At 64.1% G+C, this 20,114-nt stretch carries 19 protein-coding genes and 1 pseudogene; 10 read left to right on the plus strand and 10 right to left on the minus strand.

Annotated elements, in window-relative coordinates; genetic code table 11:
* The 4 genes and pseudogenes from GM79_RS10585 to GM79_RS10595 all read left to right on the plus strand — a co-directional run.
* The coding region (locus GM79_RS10585; protein ID WP_035561153.1) for an IS5 family transposase at positions 1–696 on the plus strand (696 nt) is incomplete at its 5' end.
* A 23-nt stretch (positions 697–719) separates the two neighbouring features.
* Positions 720–1,796, plus strand: coding sequence for an efflux RND transporter permease subunit (locus GM79_RS26330; RefSeq protein WP_316930110.1), 1,077 nt, complete (start codon positions 720–722; stop codon positions 1,794–1,796).
* Between the two features lie 41 nt (positions 1,797–1,837).
* A pseudogene (locus GM79_RS10590) lies at positions 1,838–3,805 on the plus strand (efflux RND transporter permease subunit); the annotation flags it as partial.
* A 28-nt stretch (positions 3,806–3,833) separates the two neighbouring features.
* Positions 3,834–4,343, plus strand: coding sequence for a DUF1569 domain-containing protein (locus GM79_RS10595; protein WP_035563425.1), 510 nt, complete (start codon positions 3,834–3,836; stop codon positions 4,341–4,343).
* 416 nt (positions 4,344–4,759) lie between these two features.
* Here GM79_RS10595 and GM79_RS10600 read toward each other — a convergent pair whose 3' ends face one another.
* From GM79_RS10600 to GM79_RS22960, 4 genes are all read right to left on the minus strand, one after another.
* On the minus strand, positions 4,760–5,095 hold the full coding sequence (locus GM79_RS10600) for a hypothetical protein (RefSeq protein ID WP_035563428.1): 336 nt from the start codon (positions 5,093–5,095) through the stop codon (positions 4,760–4,762).
* A gap of 408 nt (positions 5,096–5,503) precedes the next feature.
* Complete coding sequence (locus GM79_RS10605) at positions 5,504–6,082, minus strand: DNA-3-methyladenine glycosylase I (RefSeq protein WP_051718755.1); 579 nt, start codon at positions 6,080–6,082, stop codon at positions 5,504–5,506.
* An 11-nt stretch (positions 6,083–6,093) separates the two neighbouring features.
* Complete coding sequence (locus tag GM79_RS10610; protein ID WP_035563430.1) at positions 6,094–7,350, minus strand: DUF763 domain-containing protein; 1,257 nt, start codon at positions 7,348–7,350, stop codon at positions 6,094–6,096.
* A gap of 56 nt (positions 7,351–7,406) precedes the next feature.
* Positions 7,407–8,105: a MarR family winged helix-turn-helix transcriptional regulator gene (locus GM79_RS22960; protein ID WP_051718756.1), complete on the minus strand. Its 699-nt coding sequence runs from the start codon at positions 8,103–8,105 to the stop codon at positions 7,407–7,409.
* A gap of 218 nt (positions 8,106–8,323) precedes the next feature.
* Here GM79_RS22960 and GM79_RS10620 point away from each other — a divergent pair, with 218 nt between their 5' ends.
* The 3 genes from GM79_RS10620 to GM79_RS10630 all read left to right on the plus strand — a co-directional run bounded on the left by GM79_RS10620 (position 8,324) and on the right by GM79_RS10630 (position 12,469).
* On the plus strand, positions 8,324–9,688 hold the full coding sequence (locus GM79_RS10620; RefSeq protein WP_035563433.1) for a TolC family protein: 1,365 nt from the start codon (positions 8,324–8,326) through the stop codon (positions 9,686–9,688).
* Between the two features lie 61 nt (positions 9,689–9,749).
* Positions 9,750–10,781 carry an HlyD family secretion protein gene (locus tag GM79_RS10625; protein WP_161787159.1) on the plus strand — a complete coding sequence of 344 codons (1,032 nt, stop codon included), beginning with the start codon at positions 9,750–9,752 and terminating at the stop codon, positions 10,779–10,781.
* Between the two features lie 65 nt (positions 10,782–10,846).
* A complete protein-coding gene (locus tag GM79_RS10630; protein WP_081867681.1) occupies positions 10,847–12,469 on the plus strand; it encodes a DHA2 family efflux MFS transporter permease subunit in 1,623 nt (540 codons plus the stop codon).
* A gap of 78 nt (positions 12,470–12,547) precedes the next feature.
* Here GM79_RS10630 and GM79_RS10635 read toward each other — a convergent pair whose 3' ends face one another.
* The 5 genes from GM79_RS10635 to GM79_RS26515 all read right to left on the minus strand — a co-directional run bounded on the left by GM79_RS10635 (position 12,548) and on the right by GM79_RS26515 (position 17,386).
* Positions 12,548–13,003, minus strand: a complete 456-nt coding sequence (locus tag GM79_RS10635; protein ID WP_035563436.1) for a toxin-antitoxin system YwqK family antitoxin — start codon at positions 13,001–13,003, stop codon at positions 12,548–12,550.
* Positions 13,000–14,352 (minus strand): PD40 domain-containing protein, encoded by a 1,353-nt coding sequence (locus tag GM79_RS22965; RefSeq protein WP_051718758.1) that lies wholly within the window; start codon positions 14,350–14,352, stop codon positions 13,000–13,002. The genes GM79_RS10635 and GM79_RS22965 overlap by 4 nt, the downstream gene beginning before the upstream one ends.
* 138 nt (positions 14,353–14,490) lie before the next feature.
* On the minus strand, positions 14,491–15,213 hold the full coding sequence (locus GM79_RS10645; RefSeq protein ID WP_035563438.1) for a LytR/AlgR family response regulator transcription factor: 723 nt from the start codon (positions 15,211–15,213) through the stop codon (positions 14,491–14,493).
* 4 nt (positions 15,214–15,217) lie between these two features.
* Positions 15,218–16,282, minus strand: a complete 1,065-nt coding sequence (locus GM79_RS22970) for a sensor histidine kinase (protein WP_051718759.1) — start codon at positions 16,280–16,282, stop codon at positions 15,218–15,220.
* Positions 16,283–17,110: 828 nt separating this feature from the next.
* Complete coding sequence (locus GM79_RS26515; RefSeq protein WP_410471181.1) at positions 17,111–17,386, minus strand: IPT/TIG domain-containing protein; 276 nt, start codon at positions 17,384–17,386, stop codon at positions 17,111–17,113.
* On the opposite strand from GM79_RS26515, the gene GM79_RS24270 reads away from it, so the two are divergent.
* The 3 genes from GM79_RS24270 (at position 17,325) to GM79_RS10665 (ending at position 18,938) form a co-directional block, all read left to right on the plus strand.
* On the plus strand, positions 17,325–17,840 hold the full coding sequence (locus tag GM79_RS24270; RefSeq protein WP_262489450.1) for a helix-turn-helix domain-containing protein: 516 nt from the start codon (positions 17,325–17,327) through the stop codon (positions 17,838–17,840). The genes GM79_RS26515 and GM79_RS24270 overlap by 62 nt on opposite strands.
* Before the next feature lie 83 nt (positions 17,841–17,923).
* Positions 17,924–18,175, plus strand: coding sequence for a hypothetical protein (locus tag GM79_RS10660; protein WP_051718760.1), 252 nt, complete (start codon positions 17,924–17,926; stop codon positions 18,173–18,175).
* Positions 18,176–18,284: 109 nt separating this feature from the next.
* Positions 18,285–18,938, plus strand: coding sequence for a Crp/Fnr family transcriptional regulator (locus tag GM79_RS10665; RefSeq protein ID WP_051718761.1), 654 nt, complete (start codon positions 18,285–18,287; stop codon positions 18,936–18,938).
* A 100-nt stretch (positions 18,939–19,038) separates the two neighbouring features.
* Here the strand turns inward: GM79_RS10665 and GM79_RS10670 are convergent, their stop codons facing one another.
* Positions 19,039–19,836: a universal stress protein gene (locus GM79_RS10670; RefSeq protein WP_035563447.1), complete on the minus strand. Its 798-nt coding sequence runs from the start codon at positions 19,834–19,836 to the stop codon at positions 19,039–19,041.
* Between the last annotated feature and the right edge of the window lie 278 nt (positions 19,837–20,114).

The raw sequence follows: 20,114 nt of genomic DNA on the forward strand, positions 1-20,114 counted from the left end.
TTTTTTGCCATCTACTATATTTTGGTTACGGGGATGCAGTGGAAGGCCTTGCCGCGGTGCTTGGGGGCAACCTCCACGGTCCATGACCGGTTCCAGCAGTGGGCCCAGGCTGGCGTTTTTAAGCGGCTTTGGACCAGCGGCTTGGTGCAGTTACAGGCCGAAGGCCGCCTGGATTGGGACTGGCAGTGTCTGGATGCCTGCCAGACCAAGGCCCCGCTTGGCGGCGAGGCCGTCGGCCCCAACCCGACGGACCGGGGCAAGGGCGGCGTCAAACGCCACGTGCTGACCGAGGCTCAGGGCTTGCCCGTCGGCGTGGCCGTGACCGGAGCCAACGTCCACGAAGTGACGCAAGTACAGGCCGTACTCGATTCGATGCCCGTGCTGCCCCCACCGGCCGAAGGCGATTTCGCCCCCGGTTTCTGCGCCGACAAGGGCTACGACGCCGAGGCCATTCGGCGCCTACTGGCCCAGTGGGGCTACCGGGTGCACATCCTGAGCCGGGGAGAGGAAGCCGACAAATGCCGCACCCCCGGCTACCGCGCCCGTCGCTGGGTCGTCGAGCGCACCCACGCCTGGTTCCACCGTTTCCGCCGCCTGCTCATCCGCTGGGAAAAGAAAGTCGCCAACTACGAAGCCCTCCTCCACCTGGCTTGCGCAAACACCGTCTGGCGACACTCCCTCCTATTTTTCGGATAGGCTCTTAATAGTCACCCAAAGCCATGCGCCGCTTCATCACTTTTTTCGTCGTCAACCGCTCGTTCACCGCCATTCTGTTTGTGGCGCTGCTGGCGGCGGGGCTGCAATCGTTGCTTACCATGCCCCGGGGCGAAGACCCGGAGGTGGATTTTCCCACGTTTACGGTCGTCGCCGTGTACCCCGGCGCTTCGCCCGCCGACGTGGAAGACCAGGTGGTGCAGCCCCTGGAAAAACGCTTCAACGAGCTGGATAACGTCAAAAAAATCAACTCCACGGCCGACGACGGCTTGGCCATCATTCAGGTCGAGTACGACTTTTCGGTGACGCCCGACGACAAGTACCAGGAGATGGTGCGCGAGGTGAATGCGGCCCGCGCCGAGCTGCCCGCCGGCTTGCAAAGCCTGGAAATCAAGCGGTTTCAGTCGTCCGACGTGAACGTGTACCAGTACGCGCTGCTGGGGCCCAACGCCTCGTATGAGCAGCTGGAGTTCTGGGCCGAAAAGCTGCAGGACGAACTGGAGCAGCGGGTGCCGGGCTTCAAGACGGTGGACACCTGGGGCTACCCCCAGCGTGAGGTACGCGTGGCCCTGAACCTGGAAAAGCTGGCCCGCCAGAACATTCCGGCCGCCGCCATCCTGGGCGCGTTGCAGAGCGAAAACCTCAACATTCCCGGCGGCAGCGTGGCGGTCGGGAGCCGGCGCTTCAACCTGAAAACCAGCGGCGACCTGCGGACGCTGCCCGAAATTGAAAGCACGGTGGTGTATGCCCAGGGCGGCAAAATCGTGCAGCTCCGCGACGTGGCCGACGTGCGCTTTGCCTACGAAGAAGCCCGCCACATTACGCGCCTCGACGGGGTGCGGGGCGTGCTCGTGACGGCTACCCAGAAGCCGGGGCAGAACATTTTCAGCCTCCGCGACCAGGCCGAGCCGGTGGTGGCGGCCTTCGTCAAAACCCTGCCCCAGAACATCCGGCTGGTCAAGTCCTTCGACCAGTCGGCCAGCGTGGGGGCGCGGCTGGGCCGGCTGGGCAAGGACTTTGGGCTGGCCATTTTGCTGGTGAGCCTCACGCTGCTGCCGCTGGGCTGGCGGCGCTGGTGGTGATGATTTCGATTCCGCTCTCACTGAGCGTGGGCCTGTTTCTGCTCGACGCGCTGGGCTTCACCATCAACCAGCTCAGCATCGTGGGCCTGATTGTGGCGCTGGGCATTCTGGTGGACGATGCCATTGTAGTGGTCGAGAACATTGAGCGGTTTTTGCGGGCTGGCGTGGAGCGCACCCGCGCCGTCATCGAGTCCACGGCGCAGCTGGGGCTGGCCGTGATTGGGGTTACGGTTACGCTCATCATTGCCTTCGTGCCCTTGCTGCGCCTGCCGGCCGGGCCGGGCGCGTTCATTCGCGGGCTGCCTACGGCGGTGGTAACGGCGGTGGCGGCTTCGCTGCTGGTGTCGCTCACCATCGTGCCGTTTCTGGCCCGGCTGCTGCTGCGGCCTGCCACCAACCCCGACGGGAATATTCTGCTGCGGGCCTTGCACCGGGGCGTGGATTTGACCTACGGCCGCCTCATGCACGGGGCGCTGCGCCGGCCCCGGCTGGCGCTGGCCGTGGCCTTCGGCGCGGTGGCGCTGGGGCTGGGCTTCGCGGTGCCGCGCATGGGGTTCAGCCTGTTTCCGAAGGCCGAAAAGCCCCAGTTTTTGGTGAATATCGAAATGCCGAACACCGCCGGCCTGCCCGCGACCAACCGCGTGGCCCGCGACGTGGAACGGGTGCTGGCCCGCCACCCGGAAATCGTGCATTACACCACCAACGTGGGTAAGGGCCAACCCAGCATCTACTACAACGTGCCCCAGCGCAACGAGCAGCCCAATTTCGCCCAGATTTTCGTGCAATGCACCAGCGAAACCTGGGAAGAGAAAAACGAGCTGGTGCAGCGCCTGCGCCGTGAGCTGGCCGTTTATCCCGCCGCCCGCGTCGAAGTCAAGGACTTCGAGCAGGGCCCGCCGCTGGAAGCGCCCGTGGCCGTGCGCCTCTTCGGCGACAACCTCGACACGCTGCGCCGCCTTTCGCTGGTGGTGGAGCGGGAGCTGCGCGCCATCCCCGGCACCACCTACATCTACAACCCCGTCGCCACCCGCTCCACCGACCTGCGGGTCGTCATCAACAAGGAAAAAGCGGGCCAGCTCGGCATTACCACGGCCGACATCGACCGGACCGTGCGCCTGGCCGTGGCCGGCATCCGGGCCGCCGAGCTAACCCCCGGCGACGGCCAGGACAAGCTGCCCGTGAACGTGACGCTGGCCCGGCCCGGCGGCTTCCAGCGCCTCGACGTGCTGGAGCGCCTGTATGTGCCCACCGCCACCGGCAGCGTGGTGCCGCTGCGCGAGGTGGCCGACGTGCGCCTGCAAACCGCCGCCCCCGCCATCCGCCACCTCGACCAGGCCCGCTACACCACCGTCAACGCCTTCGCCCAGGACGGCTACCTCTACGCCACGCTGCAACAAGCCGCGCAGCAGCGACTGGAAAAAGTGAAGTTTCCGCCCGGCTATTCCTTCCGCATGGCCGGCGAGCAGGAGAACAAGGATGACGCGCTGGAGGGCTTCGGCACCACCATTCTGCTGTCGGCCTTCGCCTTCGTGCTGGTGCTGGTGCTCGAATTCGGCAGCCTGAAAAGCACGCTCATCGTGCTGTCGGTGGTGCCGCTGGGCGCGGTGGGCGGGGTGCTGGCGCTGCACCTCGCCGGCTACCCGTTTTCGTTCACGGCCATCATCGGTTTCGTGGCCCTGATTGGCATCGAAATCAAGAACTCCATTCTGCTCGTCGATTACACCAACCAACTGCGAGAACAGGGCCGGCCGTTGCTGGAAGCCATCGAAGAAGCCGGCGAAACCCGCTTCATCCCCATCCTGCTCACTACCTGCACGGCCATCGGCGGGCTCATTCCGCTGATTCTGGAGCCGGCCCCGCTCTACACGCCGCTGGCTTGGGTGCTCATCGGCGGGCTGCTCTCGTCGCTGCTGCTCTCGCGCATCGTCACGCCGGTGCTGTACAAGCTGTTTCCGCCCGATATCCGGCAGCCCGCCGAACCGGAGCCCGCGCTGGCGACCGTAGCCTGATTTAATCCGCTTTTACCCGTTCGCTGCCATGCTCGATTTTGCTTATTCACCCCTCGAAATCACCGACTTTTTGCAAGTCGAAATTCCCGCGCTGCTCGCCGGCCTCGCCTCTGCCCAGGTGCCCGCCTGGGGCCAGCTGACGCCGCCGCATATGGTGGAGCACCTGGCCGGGGCTATGCGCCTCTCGATGGGCCGCTACAACTTGCCCGCGCCCCCTGCCAGCCCGGCCCTCGACCTGATGCAGGCCCGGTTGCAGGCTAACGCTCCGTTTCCGCCCGGTGTGCGCAACCCCCGCATGGCCGCTACGCCGGGGCCGTTGCGCCACGCTTCGCTGACGGCTGCCACGACCGAATTGCTCCTGACCATAGATGAGTTCTTCGACCACTACGCCCGGCAGCCCGCCGCCACGGCCGTGCATCCCATGTTCGGCATGCTGGACTTTGGGCAGTGGCGGGTGTTTCATTTCAAGCATTTCAGCCACCATTTTTTGCAGTTCGGGCTGCTGCCCGCCAACCTGTTGCCCCGGCCGGCGGGGTAGGTGGCGGTATCTTACTTACAGGGCCCGTGATGAGATTATCAGCGGCGTGACTGTTGGGCGCACTTCTGAAAGGGGGCCGGACTCCACACCAACCCGTGGCGCTGACCGGAAACACAACTGCGGCCAACCAGTCGATGGACGCGCTAGTTACGCGAATAACGATTTACCCAAAGGTGGCCTTGGTTAAAAGTTCGGTCCAAAAGTCGCATTTGACGAATGGACGTCGTGTAAGACCTGCTTACGCGTCCAACGGAGGCGTCCGTAATGGTTTTTGGTCCCATCGGGGTCAAGCGGTTACCTGTCTTACAGGGATGCTGATTTGCCTCTTGTCCGGTGAGAAAATCGACCTAGCCAGCACGGTGGCCCCAACAGTGTAAGGGCGGGTGCCCCAAGGGATAGCTGGGGCCTTTTGCCGCTCATAACTCCAGGATGAAGCCGCGCGTGGGCGTCGTGATGGGGTCGTTGTTGGTGAGCAGCAGCGGGATGCCGTTTGAGCTGTCCAGCCGAATTGGCTGCCCGTCGGTGGTGGCAAAGTCCGAGTTGTCAGGCAGGCGCTGGAAGGCGTAGCTGGGGATGGCCGGGTTGCTCAGCACAAAGGCGTTCTGCACGTCAAAAAACAGGTCGAGCGTGAAGCACCGCCAGTTCACGCGCTTGTCGAGGCGGAAGCCGAATTGCTGGAACGTGCCCAGGCGCTGGGTATTGAGTTGGCTGAAGTCGAACATGCCGCGGCCGGTGGCCAGGCAGCTGGCCACCGGCCGCCAGGTTCAGGGGCGTGTAGGGCGAGCCGCCGCCGGCCCGCGTAGAGGACCTTGATTAATCATTTCCTAAACTCGCAGAACTTGCACTGTTGAAATTCGCGAAGTGACTTCACCAGGACTTACGCACTCAGTTGCTGGCGCGCGTCTCTGACGCGTGGCTTGCTGGCTTGGCGTTTCCAAACGCCGCCTTTCGCACCGTCTGGTCTCGTTGGCCGCGCGCGTCAGAGACGCGAAACCAGTGGGCAACGCGTCGGAGACGCGCGCCAGCAACTGAGTGCGTAAGTCCTATTCACATCTCTAAAGCCCCTGTTGCTCTTTCATCTAATGAAGAAAAAAGAGCAACAGGGGCTTAAAATGGCGGCTTCATCCGGTGAGGTTGTTTTAAAAGCCTTCTGGTCGGATTCATTGTGCGCACGCCCCGTGCCGGGGGCACTCCACCGCGTGGTCGTTCACCAGCCCCGCTGCCTGCATCAGCCCGTAGCAGGTGGCCGGCCCCAGCAGCGCGAAGCCGCGCCGTTTCAGCTCCTTGCTCAAGGCCTCGGCGGCGGGTGTGTGCAGGGGCGGGGCCTCCGTATCAAGCCGTTGGTTATCCAACGACTGCCCCCCCACGAAGCCGTAGAAAAACCGCAGTAACCCGGCTCCACCGCCTTCGGCAGCCAGCAGCTGCAGCCAGGCGCGGGCGTTTTGCACCACGGCTTCCAGCTTGCGGCGGTTGCGGATGATGCGCGGGTCGTCCAGCAGCTCGTCCACCTGATAAGGTGTGAACCGCGCCAGTCGGGCCGGGTCGAAGCCGGCGAGCAGCTCGCGCATGGTTTCGCGCTTGGGCAGCACGATGCGCAGGCCGATGCCCACCTGAAACGTGTAGAGCACCACATATTCAAACAGCACGTCGGCGTCGTCAATTGGGTCGCCCCATTCCTGGTCGTGGAAGTCGCGGAGCTGTTTGGTTTGCTCGAACCAGGTGCAGCGAGGGATGGTCATTTTTTCGGTTGCTAGTTGCTGGCTGATGGATGTTGTTCCGCTGGGTTTTCCGGGCGGGGCACCTGCTTGCTGGCCGCCGCCAGCCCGGTGCCGTGAATGCTGCGGGCCCCGTAGAGCAGCGCGTTTTGCCGCTCGTGGCGCCGCACGGCCTCCAACGCGTCGTCCTCCTCTTCGTGCGGGGTGAAGTTCTGCTCCGCCGCCTGGGCCATCATCGTCAGCTTTTTCAGGGCTTGCTGCCGGTCGGGCTCGCCCAGCTTAGCCCGCTCCACGGCCGTTTGCAGGGTGCGAATGGTTTCGTCGTACACCCGCGTGGGCACCGCGAACGGGCGCGCACCTTTGCCGCCGTGCGCGAACGAAAACCGCGCCGGGTCGCTGAACCGGGCCGGGGTGCCGTGAATGACCTCGCTCACCAGCGCCAGCGACTGCACCGTGCGCGGCCCCAGGCCGGGCAGCAGCAGCAGGTTCTCGAAATCCTGGGGCTGCTTTTCCTGGGCCAGCCACAGAATGGCCCCCAGCCGCTTCAGGTCCACGTCTTTGGCCTTCACGTCCTTGCGGGTGGGCATCACCAGCTGCCGAATTTCGCGTAGCATCCGCTCGGGTTCTTCGCCCACCACTTGCAGCATGGCCGCCTGGGCGGGCCGGGCCTGGTGCGCCACCAGGTTCAGAATCTCGCCCTGCGACGTGCCGCATATGGCCGCGTGGGGTTCGTCCACGAACGAGGTCAGCGCTTCGGAGTGCCAGTGGTAGCGCCGGGCTGAGGCTGTTTCAGCGGCCGTGTTCATGCCCTGCTGCACCACGGCCCACTGCCCGGCCCGGCTCACCACGAAGCTGTGCAGGTAGAGCTGGTAGCCATCCTGCACGGCCGTATTGTCCACTTTGGCGCTCAGGCGGCTGCAATAGGCCAGGTGCGTACCGTCGAGGCCGGTTCGCTCGCCCACGGCCAGCAGCTCGGCGGGCGTTTGCAGGCTCTGCTTGCCCTTGCCGCCGCACACGTACAGGCCCAGCTCGTGGGCGCGCGGGTTGAGGCTGCGCTTGAGGGCGCCCATCACGGCCGTGGCCACCCCCGACGAGTTCCAATCCATGCCCAGCACGGCCCCGAAGCTCTGGAACCAGAACGGGTCGGCCAGCCGCTGCAGGAAGCCGTCGTGGCCGTGTTCGAGCACGATGGCTTCCACAATGGCCCCGCTCAGGGTCGTCATCCGCTCAAAGAGCCAGCTCGGGATAGGGCCGCTGTAGAGCGGCAAATCGGCGGTGCCTGATTTGTGCATGGCAGGAAGGAAAGCGGTGGATGCCGGGTAATGGGGCCAGTTGCGGCAAGGTCGGGTTACCGGGCCGGGGCCGGGGCTGGCTTTAGGCCCGTGTCTATCAGCGTATCCAGCGGCAGGTCGCGGTTGGCCAGCAGGGCCAGGTAGATGGGTTCGTGAAACTTATCGAGCCGCAGGAGAAGGGCGCTGAGCTGCCGCTGCTCGTCCTCGGTGAGGTCGCCGGTGAAGAGGCGGGTGGCCTGGTTCATGGCCGGCTGGGCGGCCCGGAGCGTGGCCAGGCCCTGGGGCGTGACGGTGATGCGCCGGGTGCGCTTGTCCTGCTCGTCGTCGGTCTGCGTCACGAACCCGTTGTCAATGAGGCGTTTGATGACCAGCATGCCCGATGTTTTCTCGTTCACCGTCATCTCCACCAGGTGGGTTTTCGTCAGGCTGCCGCGTTCGGCCAGGGTGGCGAGGGCAATGAAGTCGTCGAAGTTGAGCAGCGGCACCGATTCAAAAGCCTTCTTCACGTAGCCCCGAAAATACCGGTAGGCCTTGGTCACGACGTGCGACACGTAGGTCTGCAGCACCGGCACATCGGGGTGATAATAGGTGTAGGGCGGCTCCGGCGGCGCGGGCACGGGCGGCGCGGCAGCCGCGGCCTGCTGCTGCGCGGCCCAGGCCAGAAAACCGGGCAGCGTTTGCGTGGCCCGGTCCGGGTAGGCCTCCTCGAAGGCGTCGCCCAGGTCGAGCAGGTCTTTCATCAAAGCGGAATTCATAAGGCAGCAGGGGGTGGCAAAGGGCTGGCAAAGGGCCGGCACAAGTACGGGAGTTGTGCAGCAATGGACAAATTTCAGTCGAGAAACAGCTTATCACAAGGGTTTTAAACCATTTATGGAAAATATTATAGTCCATTACCGAACAATAATACACCTGTTTAGTTCATAAATGCACAATACCAGTACCTTTGTCGCATTCGCTAACCCTTCAACCTCTCATGCAGCGTTTTTACCTTTTTGTGTTGGCCTGTAGCAGCTGGCTGGCTCAGCCGCCCGCCGCCCAGGCCCAGAACCCGGCTCCTGCCGCAACCGCCGCAAATAGCCGTAGCATAGGCCTGGCCGAGGCCGTGCAGCTGGCCCTGGCCGCCAGCAAGGACCTCAAGCGCAACGAGGCGGCCCAGCGCCAGGCCGCCGCCCGCGTGCAGCAAGCCCGCGACGGCGTGGTGCCGGGCGTGCAGCTCTCGTCCACCTTTTTGCGGCTTTCCGATAACGTCACGCCGTTCAGCGTGGGGCTGCCGGGCCGGGGCGACGTAGTGCTCAACCCTCAGATTCTGAACCAGTCGTACAACAGCCTGCAGGTACGGCAGCTGCTGTGGGCCGGCGGCAAAGTGCGGCTAGGCATCGAGGCGGCCCGCCGCGAGCAGGAAGCCACCCAGGCCGAGGCCGACCAGTACCGCCTGCTGGCCGCCGACAACGTCACCACCATCTGGTACGACCTGTACACGCTCAACGCCTCGGAGAAGATAATCCGCGAGAATAGTGCGCTGCTCCAGGACCGCCGCCGCGAGCTGACCAACCTGGAGCGCCAGGGCGTGGTGCTCAAAATCGACGGGCTGAAAATTGAGCTGGCCATCGCGCGCCTCGAAAGCGCCCTGGCCGACATCCGCAGCGGGCAGGCCATCAACAGCTTCAACCTGGCCCTGGCCACCGGCCTGCCCACCAGCACCACCTTCGCCCCGACCGAAACCGCACTGCCCGCCGCCCAGCCCCTGCCGCCGCTGGCCGACTACCAGCAGCAAGCCCTGGCCAGCCGCGCCGAGCTCAAGGCCATGACCCTGCGCCGCGAGGCGGCCCTCGTCGGGCAGCGCATCGTGCGCGGCAACACGCTGCCCGTGCTCAGCTTCGGTGGCACCGTGGACTACAACCGCCCCAACCTGCGCGTTTTTCCGGCCGAAGCCCAGTTCAAGGCCACGTCCAGTGTGTTTGCCAACCTGACCTGGGACGTGGGCAGCCTCTACGCCAACCGCGCCAGAGTGGCCGAAACCCGCTTCGGCCTGGAGCAGCTTGGCATCGGCCTGGAGCAGCTGAGCGAGGGTATCCAAATCGAAGTCAATGCCAGCTACCGGGCCTACGAGCAGGCCCTGGAGAAAATTCGGGTGGCCGAAAACGCCATTACGCTGGCCGAGGAGAACTTCCGCGTCGAGCAAAACCGGTTCAAGGCCAGCACCATCACGCCCGCCGATTTTCTCGACGCCAACACCCAGCTCGTTCAGGCCCGCCTCGACCTGACCACCGCCCAGGCCAACGCCGAGCTGGCCCGCTGGAAGCTGCTCAAAAGCACCGGCCGTCTGACGGCCAACTAATCCAAAGCCCCCTCATTTTAACTTCCCGACTCCGATGCTTTTGACTTTTTATTCAACCCGTTTGCTCCCCCTCGCCGCCCTGTCGCTCGCTGCCTTGCTCACGGGCTGCGGCGGCGAGGAAACCGACAATGCCCAGGTGCAGGCCGACATCAGCCCGGTTATCCCGAAGGTGCCCGGCACGGTGCGCGAGGTGCGCGTGGCCGACAACCAGCGCGTGCAGCGCGGCGACACGCTGGTGCTGCTCGACGACCGCGACTTTGCGCTGCGGGTGCAGCAGGCCACCATCGCGCTGGCCCAGGCCGAGGCCAACGTCACGATGGCCCGCCAGAACCGGCAGGCCGCCGACCAGGGCGTGGGCGCGGTGGCCAGCAATTCGGCCGCCGCCCAGGCCGGCATCGCCGCGGCCCAGGCGGGCGTGGAAACGGCGCGGGTACGCACCCTGCAGGCCCGCCAGAACCTCGACCGCCAAAGCGCCCTGCTGGCCCAGCAAAGTACCACCCAGCAAGCCTACGACAACGTGAAGGCCGACTACGATGCCACCCAGGCCGGGCTGGCCGCCGCCCGCGCCCAGGTGCAGGTGCTCAGCCGCCAGGCCGCCGCCGCCCGCCAGCAAGTGGGCAGTACCCGCACCGAAGCCGCCACGGCGGGCACGGGCATTGCGCTGGCCGAGCTGGCCGTGGAGCAGGCCCGCGCCGCCCTGGCCACGGCCCGCCTGCAAGCCAGCTACACCGCCCTGCTGGCCCCGGCCGCCGGCGTGGTGTCCGATAAGAGCGTGCAGCTTGGGCAGGTGGTGAACCCCGGCCAGACGCTGCTCAAAGTGGCCAACGACGCCCAGCTGTGGGTGGTGGCCAACTTCAAGGAAACCCAGCTCGAAGGCATGAAAGTGGGCCAGCCGGTCGAAATCAAGGCCGACGCCTACGACCGCGAATTCGCGGGCAAAATCCAGTCGTTCGCGCCGGCCACCGGGGCGCGGTTCTCGCTGCTGCCCCCCGACAACGCCACCGGCAACTTCGTGAAAGTAACCCAGCGCGTGCCCGTGAAAATTGCCTTCACCGAAGCCCCCGACGCCAAAACCCGCTGCGGGCGGGCATGAGCGTGACGGTGAAAATGGCAACGAAATAACGGGTTCCGCTCCCAATCCCTTTTGATATTCGGCTCATGTCTGACCTAGCCCTTTCTGCTCAATCGCCCGAGCAGCCCGCCGCTGGTGCCGCCCTGGCTGAGGCTCCCACCTACGAAGTCGGCTTCCGCAAGTGGCTCATCACCATCACGGTGATTACCTGCGCCATCATGGAGCTGATTGACACGTCCATCATCAACGTGGCCACCCGCCAGATTGCCGGCAACCTGGGGGCCACCATTGAGGAAACGGCCTGGGTTATCACGGCCTACGCCGTGGCCAACATTATCATCATTCCGCTCACGGGCTTCCTGTCCGACTTCATCGGGCGCAAGGTGTATTTCACGATTTCGGTGGCCGTGTTCACGGCGGCCTCCCTGCTGTGCGGCTTTTCGCACTCCATCGAAACGCTTATTTTCTGGCGCATCGTGCAGGGCCTGGGCGGCGGGGCCCTGCTGGCCACCGCCCAAACGGTGCTCGTCGAAACCTTCCCGCCCGAGGAGTTGGACACGGCCAACGGCATTTTCGGGGCCGGCATCGTGATGGGGCCGACGCTGGGGCCGGTGCTCGGCGGCTACCTCACCGACAACTACCACTGGGGCTGGATTTTTTTCATCAACGTGCCCATCGGCATCCTGGCCACATTCCTAAGCTGGAAATATATCAAAGGCACCAAAAGCCCGCTCGAAGGCAAAATCGACTACCTGGGCATTCTGTTCATGGCCCTGGGCATCGGCGGGCTGCAAATCGTGCTCGAAGAAGGGGAGCGCAAAGACTGGTTTTCCAGCAACTTCGTCGTTACGGCCACCATTGTTTCCGCCGTTAGCCTGGTGCTGTTCGTCATCCGCGAGCTGCGCATTAAAAACCCGGTTGTGGACCTGCGGGTGCTGGCCAACCGCAACGTGGCCATTGGCTCGGTGCTGCGCTTCGCGTTCGGGGTGTCCATCTACGCGTCGGTGTTTCTGTATCCGGTGTTCGTGCAGGGCTTTCTGGGCTGGAACGCCACCCGCACGGGCCTGCTCATGCTGCCCAGCTCGCTCATCACGGGCGTGCTGATGGGCGCGATGGGCGCGCTCCTCAACCGGGGCGTCAGTCCCAAGCTGCTCATCACCATTGGCTTTACCAGCGTGATTGGCTACGAGGTGGCCACCTACTTCCTGGCCACGCCCCAGGCCGGCGAGTGGGACTTTTTCTGGCCCCAGCTCATCCGCGGCGTCGGGTTCGGCTTCATCTTCGTGCCCGTGTCGGGGCTGATTCTGGCCGGGCTCAAAGGCAAGGACATTGCCCAAGCCGCGGGCCTGACCAACATGCTCCAGCTGCTGGGCGGGGCCGTGGGCATCGCGGCCGTAAATACCTACGTGGTGCGCCGCATCAGCACGAACCGGATGGACCTGCTGCCCAACCTCTCGACCGGCCACCCGGCGGCCGTGGAGCGCCTCGACAACCTGACCCGCTTTTTTCAGGGCGCGGGCAACTCCCTCGACGAGGCCCAGCGCATGGCCTACGGCGTGCTGGAAGGAACGGTCTCGACCCAGGCGGCCATCATCAGCTACGCCGAGGGATTCATGCTCATCGGCCTGATTTGCGCCGTGGCCCTGCCGCTCGTGTTCTTCGCCCGCATCCGCAAGGGCGAGGCCATCGTGGCCGGGGCCGCGCACTGAGGCGCACCCTTAGCGCCGACCGGTTGCTTTCTTTTTATCTGTTGAATGCTCGTCATCAAGCGCTTGGCCGGTAACATCTTACGGGGTATAGGTCATGCGGTGCGCCACGCGGCCCTGCTGGTCGTAGTACACCCACTCGCCAATGGGCCGTTTCCAGTGCCGGTATTGCCCTTTGGACTTCACCCGACCATTTTCATAAAAACAGGTAACCGGGCCTTCTATCCGATTCGCCCGGTAGGTGCCCTGGCGTTCCTTGCGGCCTTCCGGGTCGAAGTCTATCCAGTACCCGTTGCCCAGGCCATCCTGAAACTGCTGAATGGTCTGGTACTGGCCATTGGCGTAGCGGCCATATAACAGCCCGGTGTAGGGACGGGTGCTGCCCCGCTCGTAGTACCGGCTGCCTTCGGGCGATGGGCGTTGGTAGGTGTCGCTCATCGCCACCCGCTTCTGCCGGGTGGTGTCGGCGGGCGTTTGCCGGGTGGTGGAGCCGGGCAGCGTGGCCAGCCCGCTCAGCAGCAGGAGAAAGAGTTTCATGGTTGCAGGAGTAAGTAGGCGGTTTCCATATAGTAAATGCTGTACACCCGTTCCCCCGCCGGGTCCAGCTCGGATGCCCGGTCGCTGCTGAAGAAGAAGTGCTTGCCGTCGGGTGAAAAGCGCGGGCAGATGTCGTTGTGCCCGGAGTTAATGACCGGCCCCAGGTTGCGGGCGCTGCCCCACTGCCCGTTCACTTTGCGGCAGTAGTAAAGGTCCTCCCGGCCCAGGCCGTCGTCCCGGTCGTAGGAGGCAAAAAACAGCAGGTTGCCATCCGGCGATACGCAGGGGCTGCTGTCGGTGCCCCGGTGGTTGGGCGGCGCGGGCAGCTCCTGGGGCGGGCCAAAACGCCCATCCGGTTGCCGCGGGGCCAGGTACAGGTTGGCATCGGTGCCCGTGCGGCTGCCCGACCAGTAGTAGAGGTCGCCAGCGGCGTCGGTGACCGGGCCCGCTTCGTAGTGCTTCGGCCAGCTGTCGCCGGGCCGCTGAACCTGGTTGACGGGGCCGGGCACGGGCCGCGGTGCGCCCCAGCCGCCCGCCGTTTTGTCCATCACCCACAGGTTCATGTCGGTCGAGCCGGGGCGCTTGGCCTGGCCCGGCAGCGGGCGCAGCGAGGCAAAGTAGAACCGCTGGCCGTCCGGCGTAATGAAGGCCCCCTCGTCGGGACCGGTGGAAAAAGCCGCCGGCCGGGGCTCGCTCCAGCCAGTGGGCGTGCGCACCGCCCGGTAGATGCGCTGGGCGCTGGTGCCCGCCAGCCGCCGCGTGAAGTAGAGCGTGTTGCCGTCCGGCTCGAAGGTGATGTCCCATTCCTGGTGCGCGGCGGTGGCAATGCGCCCGGGCTCGAACAGCACCGGCACATTTAGCACCCGCTTGTCATCCTGATAAAGGAGGGAAGCCAGCGGCGTCCCGTCCGGGGCAAAGGTGCGGACGTAGCCGTGCCGCTGCCCGCGCAGGTTGGGGCTTTCCGTGGCCACCTGCCCGTTCGGGTGGTACTGGTAGGCCAGGCCCACCAGCAGGTCCTGCTCGTACACTTCGGCCGACCGGCGCACCCCCGTCGGGTAGAAATATTCCCACGTCCCGTGCCCCTTGCCCCGCAGCCACGCGGCCCGGTAGCGAAGCGTGCCGTTGGGGTACCATTCCAGCCACGTGCCGGAAGCCTGCCCGTCCACCAGCTCTTTCCAGACCCGGAGCTTTCCATCGGGGTAAGTTGTTTGCTCAATACCCGTAAACGTGCGTAGCGAGTCCCGGCCGGGCACGTAGAGGCGGGGCGGCGGCCGCAGCTGGGCGGTGGCCGGGTGCGCGCCGCACAGCAGGGCCGCGCCGAGCAGGCGCAGGTAGGGCAGGTTTTTCATGGGAGGCGAAGCAAGTGACGCCCCAATAGTCGGCCATCCGGGCAAGCAAGCCAACGGAAATCCGACGAAGCCGCCCAGGCGCCGACGAAACCGTTAGGCGGGCGTGCCCAACGCTTGCCTGAGCAGCTTGCGGGCGCGCTATAACAGCAGCCGCTGCAGCTGGCCCTGGTACGAGTCACTCACCTTTACCTGGGCCCGGTTGTCGAGCACCACGTAGCCGCGGCGGCCGACCCGCACCAGCTCCCGAGCATGGGTCAGATTGACCAGGTACGAGCGGTGTACCCGGCAAAACAGGGCGGGGTCGAGCTTCTGGGCCAATTCCGAAATGCCGCTCAGGGACAGCAGCTGCTCGGCTTGCAGGTACACTTTGCAATAATCCCCGTAGGCTTCCACGTAGCGGATGGCGTGCGCGTCCACCACCACGCGCCGGGTGCCCTTGTGCAGAATCACGCGCGGGGCGTAGGGGGCCCCAGCCTGCAGCAGGCGCTGGGCCAGCGCCTCCACGCGGGCATCGTCGTGGGCCACGCGGGCCAGGGCCTGCTGGAACCGGGCGCGGCCGTAGGGCTTGAGCAAATAATCCAGGGCGTGAAACGCAAAGGCCTCGATGGCGTGCGCGTCGTAGGCCGTCGAGAACACCACCTGCGGCAGCTGCTCCAGCCGGGCCAGCACCTCAAAACCCGAACAGCCCGGCAGCTGAATGTCCAGAAACACCAGGTCCGGCCGCAGGGCGTGAATGGCTTGCACGGCCCCAGGGCCGTCGCCGGCTTCGCCCACCAGCTCGTAGCCGGGCTCCTGGCCCACGTACTGGCGCAGCAGCTGCCGGGCGTCCGGCTCATCGTCCACTAGCAGCACCCGTTTCATCGGCTCACAGGCTGAAGTGGGCCCGCACGCCGCGGGGCTCGTTGGGGGCGAGATGCAGCGTGGCGTGGCAGAGCTTTTCCAGCCGCAGCTGGGTGTTGCGCAAGCCCACGCCCGGCCGGAGCCCCTGCGCCGGCAACCCCACGCCCGTGTCGGCAACGGTGAACAGCAGCCGGCCCGCCACCAGCTGCACCGCCACGTGAATGGCGCAGGCGCCCACGTGGGGCGTCACGCCGTGCTGCACGGCGTTTTCCACCAGCGGCTGCAGCAGCATGGGCGGCATCTGATGCGTCAGCGCGGCCTCGTCCACGGCAAACGACACGCAAAGGCGGTCCTGAAACCGGCGCTGCACCAGCCCCAGGTACTTAGTCAGGAAGCTGATTTCCTCCGCCACACTCACCAGCTCCTGCTGAGCCACGGCGTTCTGGTAGCGAAACAGGTCCGATAAGTCGATAATCAGCTCCCGGGCTCGCTCGTTGGCCGGCTCAATGGCCGCGTTGATGCTGTTGAAGGTGTTGTGGATGAAGTGCGGGTTGAGTTGCGCTTTCAGCGCCGCCAGCTGGCTGCGCGTGAGGGCGTCGCGCAGTTCGGCTTGTTCGCGGAGCGCCTGCTTGTACTTGCGCACGTGCACGAGCAGCAGAATCAGACCCAGCTGCACGCCATAGAAGAGCGCCGAGACGTAGTAGGCGTACACCCCCAGCTTGCCGCCAAACAGCTCCATCCACCCCAGCCGCGCCTTGAGCTGCGCGCCCAACCGCCCGCAAACCACCACGTAAGCCACCCCCAACACCACATACGCCGCCACCTGCCAGCCCACGCCAAGGGCGTGCAGCCGGGCGCACACCACGTACGTGAGCAGGAGCGCGCACAGAAACCGGAGCAGAAAGTCGATGCCGGAGCTGGCCATCAATTCGGCGGGGTTCCAGTAGGGCGGCTGCGTCGATTGCCACCCGCCCCACAGCAGCCACACCGTGGTGCGGTCCAGCAAAGCCGCCAGCAGGTAGAACAGGCCCAGCCACGCCACGTCCCGACGGGTAAACGGAATGGAGGTGTCGGTGGTGAGGCGGAGCATGGGAGGAGGCAATTACGAAAACAAACTTGCCAAAGCTGGAGCTGGTTCGCGGCTGAATAGCAGGCCAACAAAGGAGATGGACCCACGGCCCGGCCGGCATAAATGTAGTGGAATTGGCGTGTCAAGATGCCGCCATCCTTCGGTGCCGCTGTAGGGCTATGACAAATAAGGAATACACTTCATAACGACGCACAAGCCGTTCAGAACCAGCTTTCGAATTATTGACTTCAGCGTGCTGGAGCCGCGTTTGCACGGAACAACACCCTGCCAGGGTCACGTTGCTCATGTCTTGTAGATTAATCTTCATAAGGCAAAGGAGTTAGCGTAATCCTGCGTTTGCCTCGGGCTTACCCTCAGGTGTTGACAGTGACGAACCGTTGCGCGTTGTTGTTTCTTGAACGCGACGATGTCCCGGACGGCGCGCGGCGCGCTTGGCATTACCTGGGCCGCTGCTTGCGCTACAGCAAACATAGGTTGCCAAAATACCGAGCAAAAGGTATGGCAGAGGCGGGGTCATTCTTTACAAAAAAAGGTGGGAAAGCAAGTGTAAGCGCTGTAGCACTCTCTAAAACCCGGATACCTAAAGCGGCCTGGCTCAGCTCGATTATGACCCCAAAAGGCACCCGCCGTCGCTACACAGCTTAGCCCAGAGCGGAGGTAGTGCTGGCCGCGCTCAACGGGTGCCTGCCGGTGGCGGATTCGGCCATCCACTACCAATTGGCCACCGCCCAATCAACCGCTGCTACCGCTGCTGTCTCACATTTTTTGATGCGCTCCAAAGAGGTCGTGGAGGGGGCGAAAGGTTTGTAGCCAAGGGTACCGCTTGGGTTAGTGCGGCACGGTTGGTGCCCTGTTGTAGTGTTCGCGCATGATTCGGAAGCGGTGCGGCAGCCGCGTGCGGCCCGGCGGGTTCACTACGTCGACGGGCACGTTTCCCGCTCGCATGCCGGTCGGCACCAGAACCCGCAGCTGATGGTCGGAGACCACCTCCACGCGTGCAATGCGATTGCCAATCCGCACCTGAGATACACTGGCTAGCCCGGTGCCCTGTAGCACTACCCACGCCCCTGCGGCCGCCCGGCGAGGTTGCGCGTGCCTCAGCACTGGTAGTTCGTCCGGCCGGCCCAAAGGGCTGGATGTCGAGAAGCTGGCTAAGGTAAAAAAGGTGCTTAAAAAAGGCCTGTCCGTGGCCAAAACCGTGAAATTGACGGGTATCAGTCTCTCCAGCGTCAAACGATACCGCAAGCACCTGCCGGCCCTGCTTACTTGTATGAAGGCACGGCTGCCTCAAAGGGCTTCGCGTCGTTTTAGCGCCCGCTGCTATGCGAAGGCCAACTCAGAAACACCAAGCCCCAGCACGAGCAGGAGCCCCAGCGCGGGGCATGGCGTTGAGACGGTAAAGGCGGTAAAGTGGCGGGCCACCCCGTCACTACTCAGCTATTATCAGCGCGCATTCGGATATAAAAAGGCACCATTCGCATTTCTTATTGGAATTAATTTAATTTTTAATGTAACTCATACAAGTTTTACGCCTGTTAGACCTGATATCAAAGTCTGATAATCTGTAGACCGGCTAGTCATTGCGCCAGCTCAAAGTCACCGTTTGCTTGCTACTCGTTTTCACACTTCTCCCTTTTTACTATGGAACACACTTACCTCAAGGCCTCGTTTCCGGGCGATTCTGCGGCCCTCAATCGGCCAACGGAAGAAGCAGCCAGGGCCAGCCAGCTCCGCGAATTAGAATTCAAGCTGCTCTGCCAGGCTTTTGGGGGCCGGGCCGTGCTGCCCGGCAGCTATCAGCAGCTTCAGCCCTACCGCATGGGCGAGCCCAACCACGCCGGGCCTTGCCAGGCACACCACGAGGAGGAGCCGGCTGGCCAGCTGGCTCATTGATTTCGGGGTATTGATTTACTGAAAATGCCGGTATCACCTCTTCAAGTGTCTAGCTATGAATCGATTTTCACCTCCGCAATGTCAATACTGCCCCAGCAGAAACGGTTGTTTGCTGCGCTGCTGCAACGAAGCCGACCTGGAAGCAATTTCGCTGGTCAAAACCTGCCATCAATACACCAGTGGGCAAGTCATATTTAGCGAGGGCAGCCGCGCGCTGGGCCTCTACTGTGTGCACGAAGGCAAAATAAAAGTGACCAAAACCGGCGGCGATGGCAAAGAGCAGATTATTCGCCTGGCCAAGGGCGGCGACATGCTCGGCTACCGGGGATTGGTGACCGATACCCTTCATTCGGCTTCGGCGGTAGCCCTCGACGACTGCACGGTGTGCATGATACCCAAGCAGCAATTTTTTCATCAGCTGAAAAACAACGGGCCGTTTGCCAACCTGCTCATTCAGCTGCTGGCCAACGTGTTGCAAGAAGCCGAAGAGCGCATGCTGCACCTGGCCTACAAGCCCGTGCGCGAGCGCCTGGCCGAAGCCCTGCTGCTGCTGATGCGGACCTACCGTACCGAAAACGACCTGCAGCCGTTCTCGCTATCCATCTCGCGCGACGACCTGGGAGCCCTGATGGGCACCACCAAGGAAACCACCACGCGCATGCTCTCCGAGTTTAAGGGCGAAGGCATGCTCACCACCAGGGGCAGCGCCATCACCATTCTGGCGCCGGTGCGGCTGGTAGAAATTGCTACTCGCTACGATTAAGCCGTTGTGCAAAAGCATATTGAATAGCTGACAACCAATTGAAAATCAGCATAAAAGCCTGCATCTTAAAGCTTGCGGCTCAACGCTTCTGGCTCACTGCCTAAGCTGCCCGCTGGCTTGCGGGCGGCGCACTAACGGGCAGCAGCAGCACGGGTACCGGGCTCTGCATCAGCAGCCGGACCGTGATGCTGCCGGCAAAGGCCGGGTTCCACCGGTGGCGGGGCCGCACTGGCACCACCAGCAGGTCGGTCGATGCTTGCGCCATGCCCGCCATAATGCCAGCGGCGGGCTCAAGTGCCGGCAAGTCCCGGCCCTCGATGGCGAGGTGGCGACACGCCAGCCCGCAGGACTGTACCGCGTGCAGGGCATCGCCCTGCGCGTAGATACTGTGCGGCAACTGCGTGTGCAGTACCGTGAGTTGGGTGGGTAGCGTCATCAGCAGCGCATGCATGGTGCGCAGGCCCTGGTCCAGCACAAACGGCTCGCCGTCGGCGGCCAGGGCAAAGCGCCGGGGCGGCAGGCAGCCGGTGGCCGGCGCGGGCACCACCAGCAAGGGCAAGGTGCTGGCTTGCAGCAGGTACTGAGTCAGAGCGGCTATTTGCCCGGCAAGGGGGCGCGCCAGCACCAGCAGTAGTGGCTGTTCGGGCACAGGGCAGTGCGCAATTGCAGCCGGCAGCGGAGCGCCACCCCAGCGGGCCGTGGCCGGGCCCCCGTGGCCGGGCTGTCCGGCCTGCCGAACCAGGCGGCTACTACTGTTACTGTAGGCGCCATCATCCAGCGGTACTTGCAGGAGCCGCACGGCCAGAAACTGGGCCAGCGCCGCCGCATAATGGGCCGCCGCATGGTGGGCGGCCGCACTGGCAAGCGGGCTGCTAAGCATGAGAATGGAAGCCTCCATGCGAACAAGGGAAAGAGTAAAGACCAGTGCTACGCCCACCACAGCGGCAGGGTATCGGCAAAAATAGAAACAGCACCAGCGCACTAAAATGATGCTGCATAGTGCTGAAAATGAGTTAGCTCAATTACGCCTCTAAGCTGCGGCTGCCAGGTGCCGCGGCTGGCCGGCACTTCCGCAGCCAGGCAGGTAACAGGCATGAGCAAGCTCATTTTTAAAGATGACGCGAGTCAATGGAGCGGTTTGGGCGATGCCGCCAATTTTACAGCCATGCGCGCCAC

It is taken from the genome of Hymenobacter sp. IS2118, assembly GCF_000715495.1.
Classification (GTDB): domain Bacteria; phylum Bacteroidota; class Bacteroidia; order Cytophagales; family Hymenobacteraceae; genus Hymenobacter.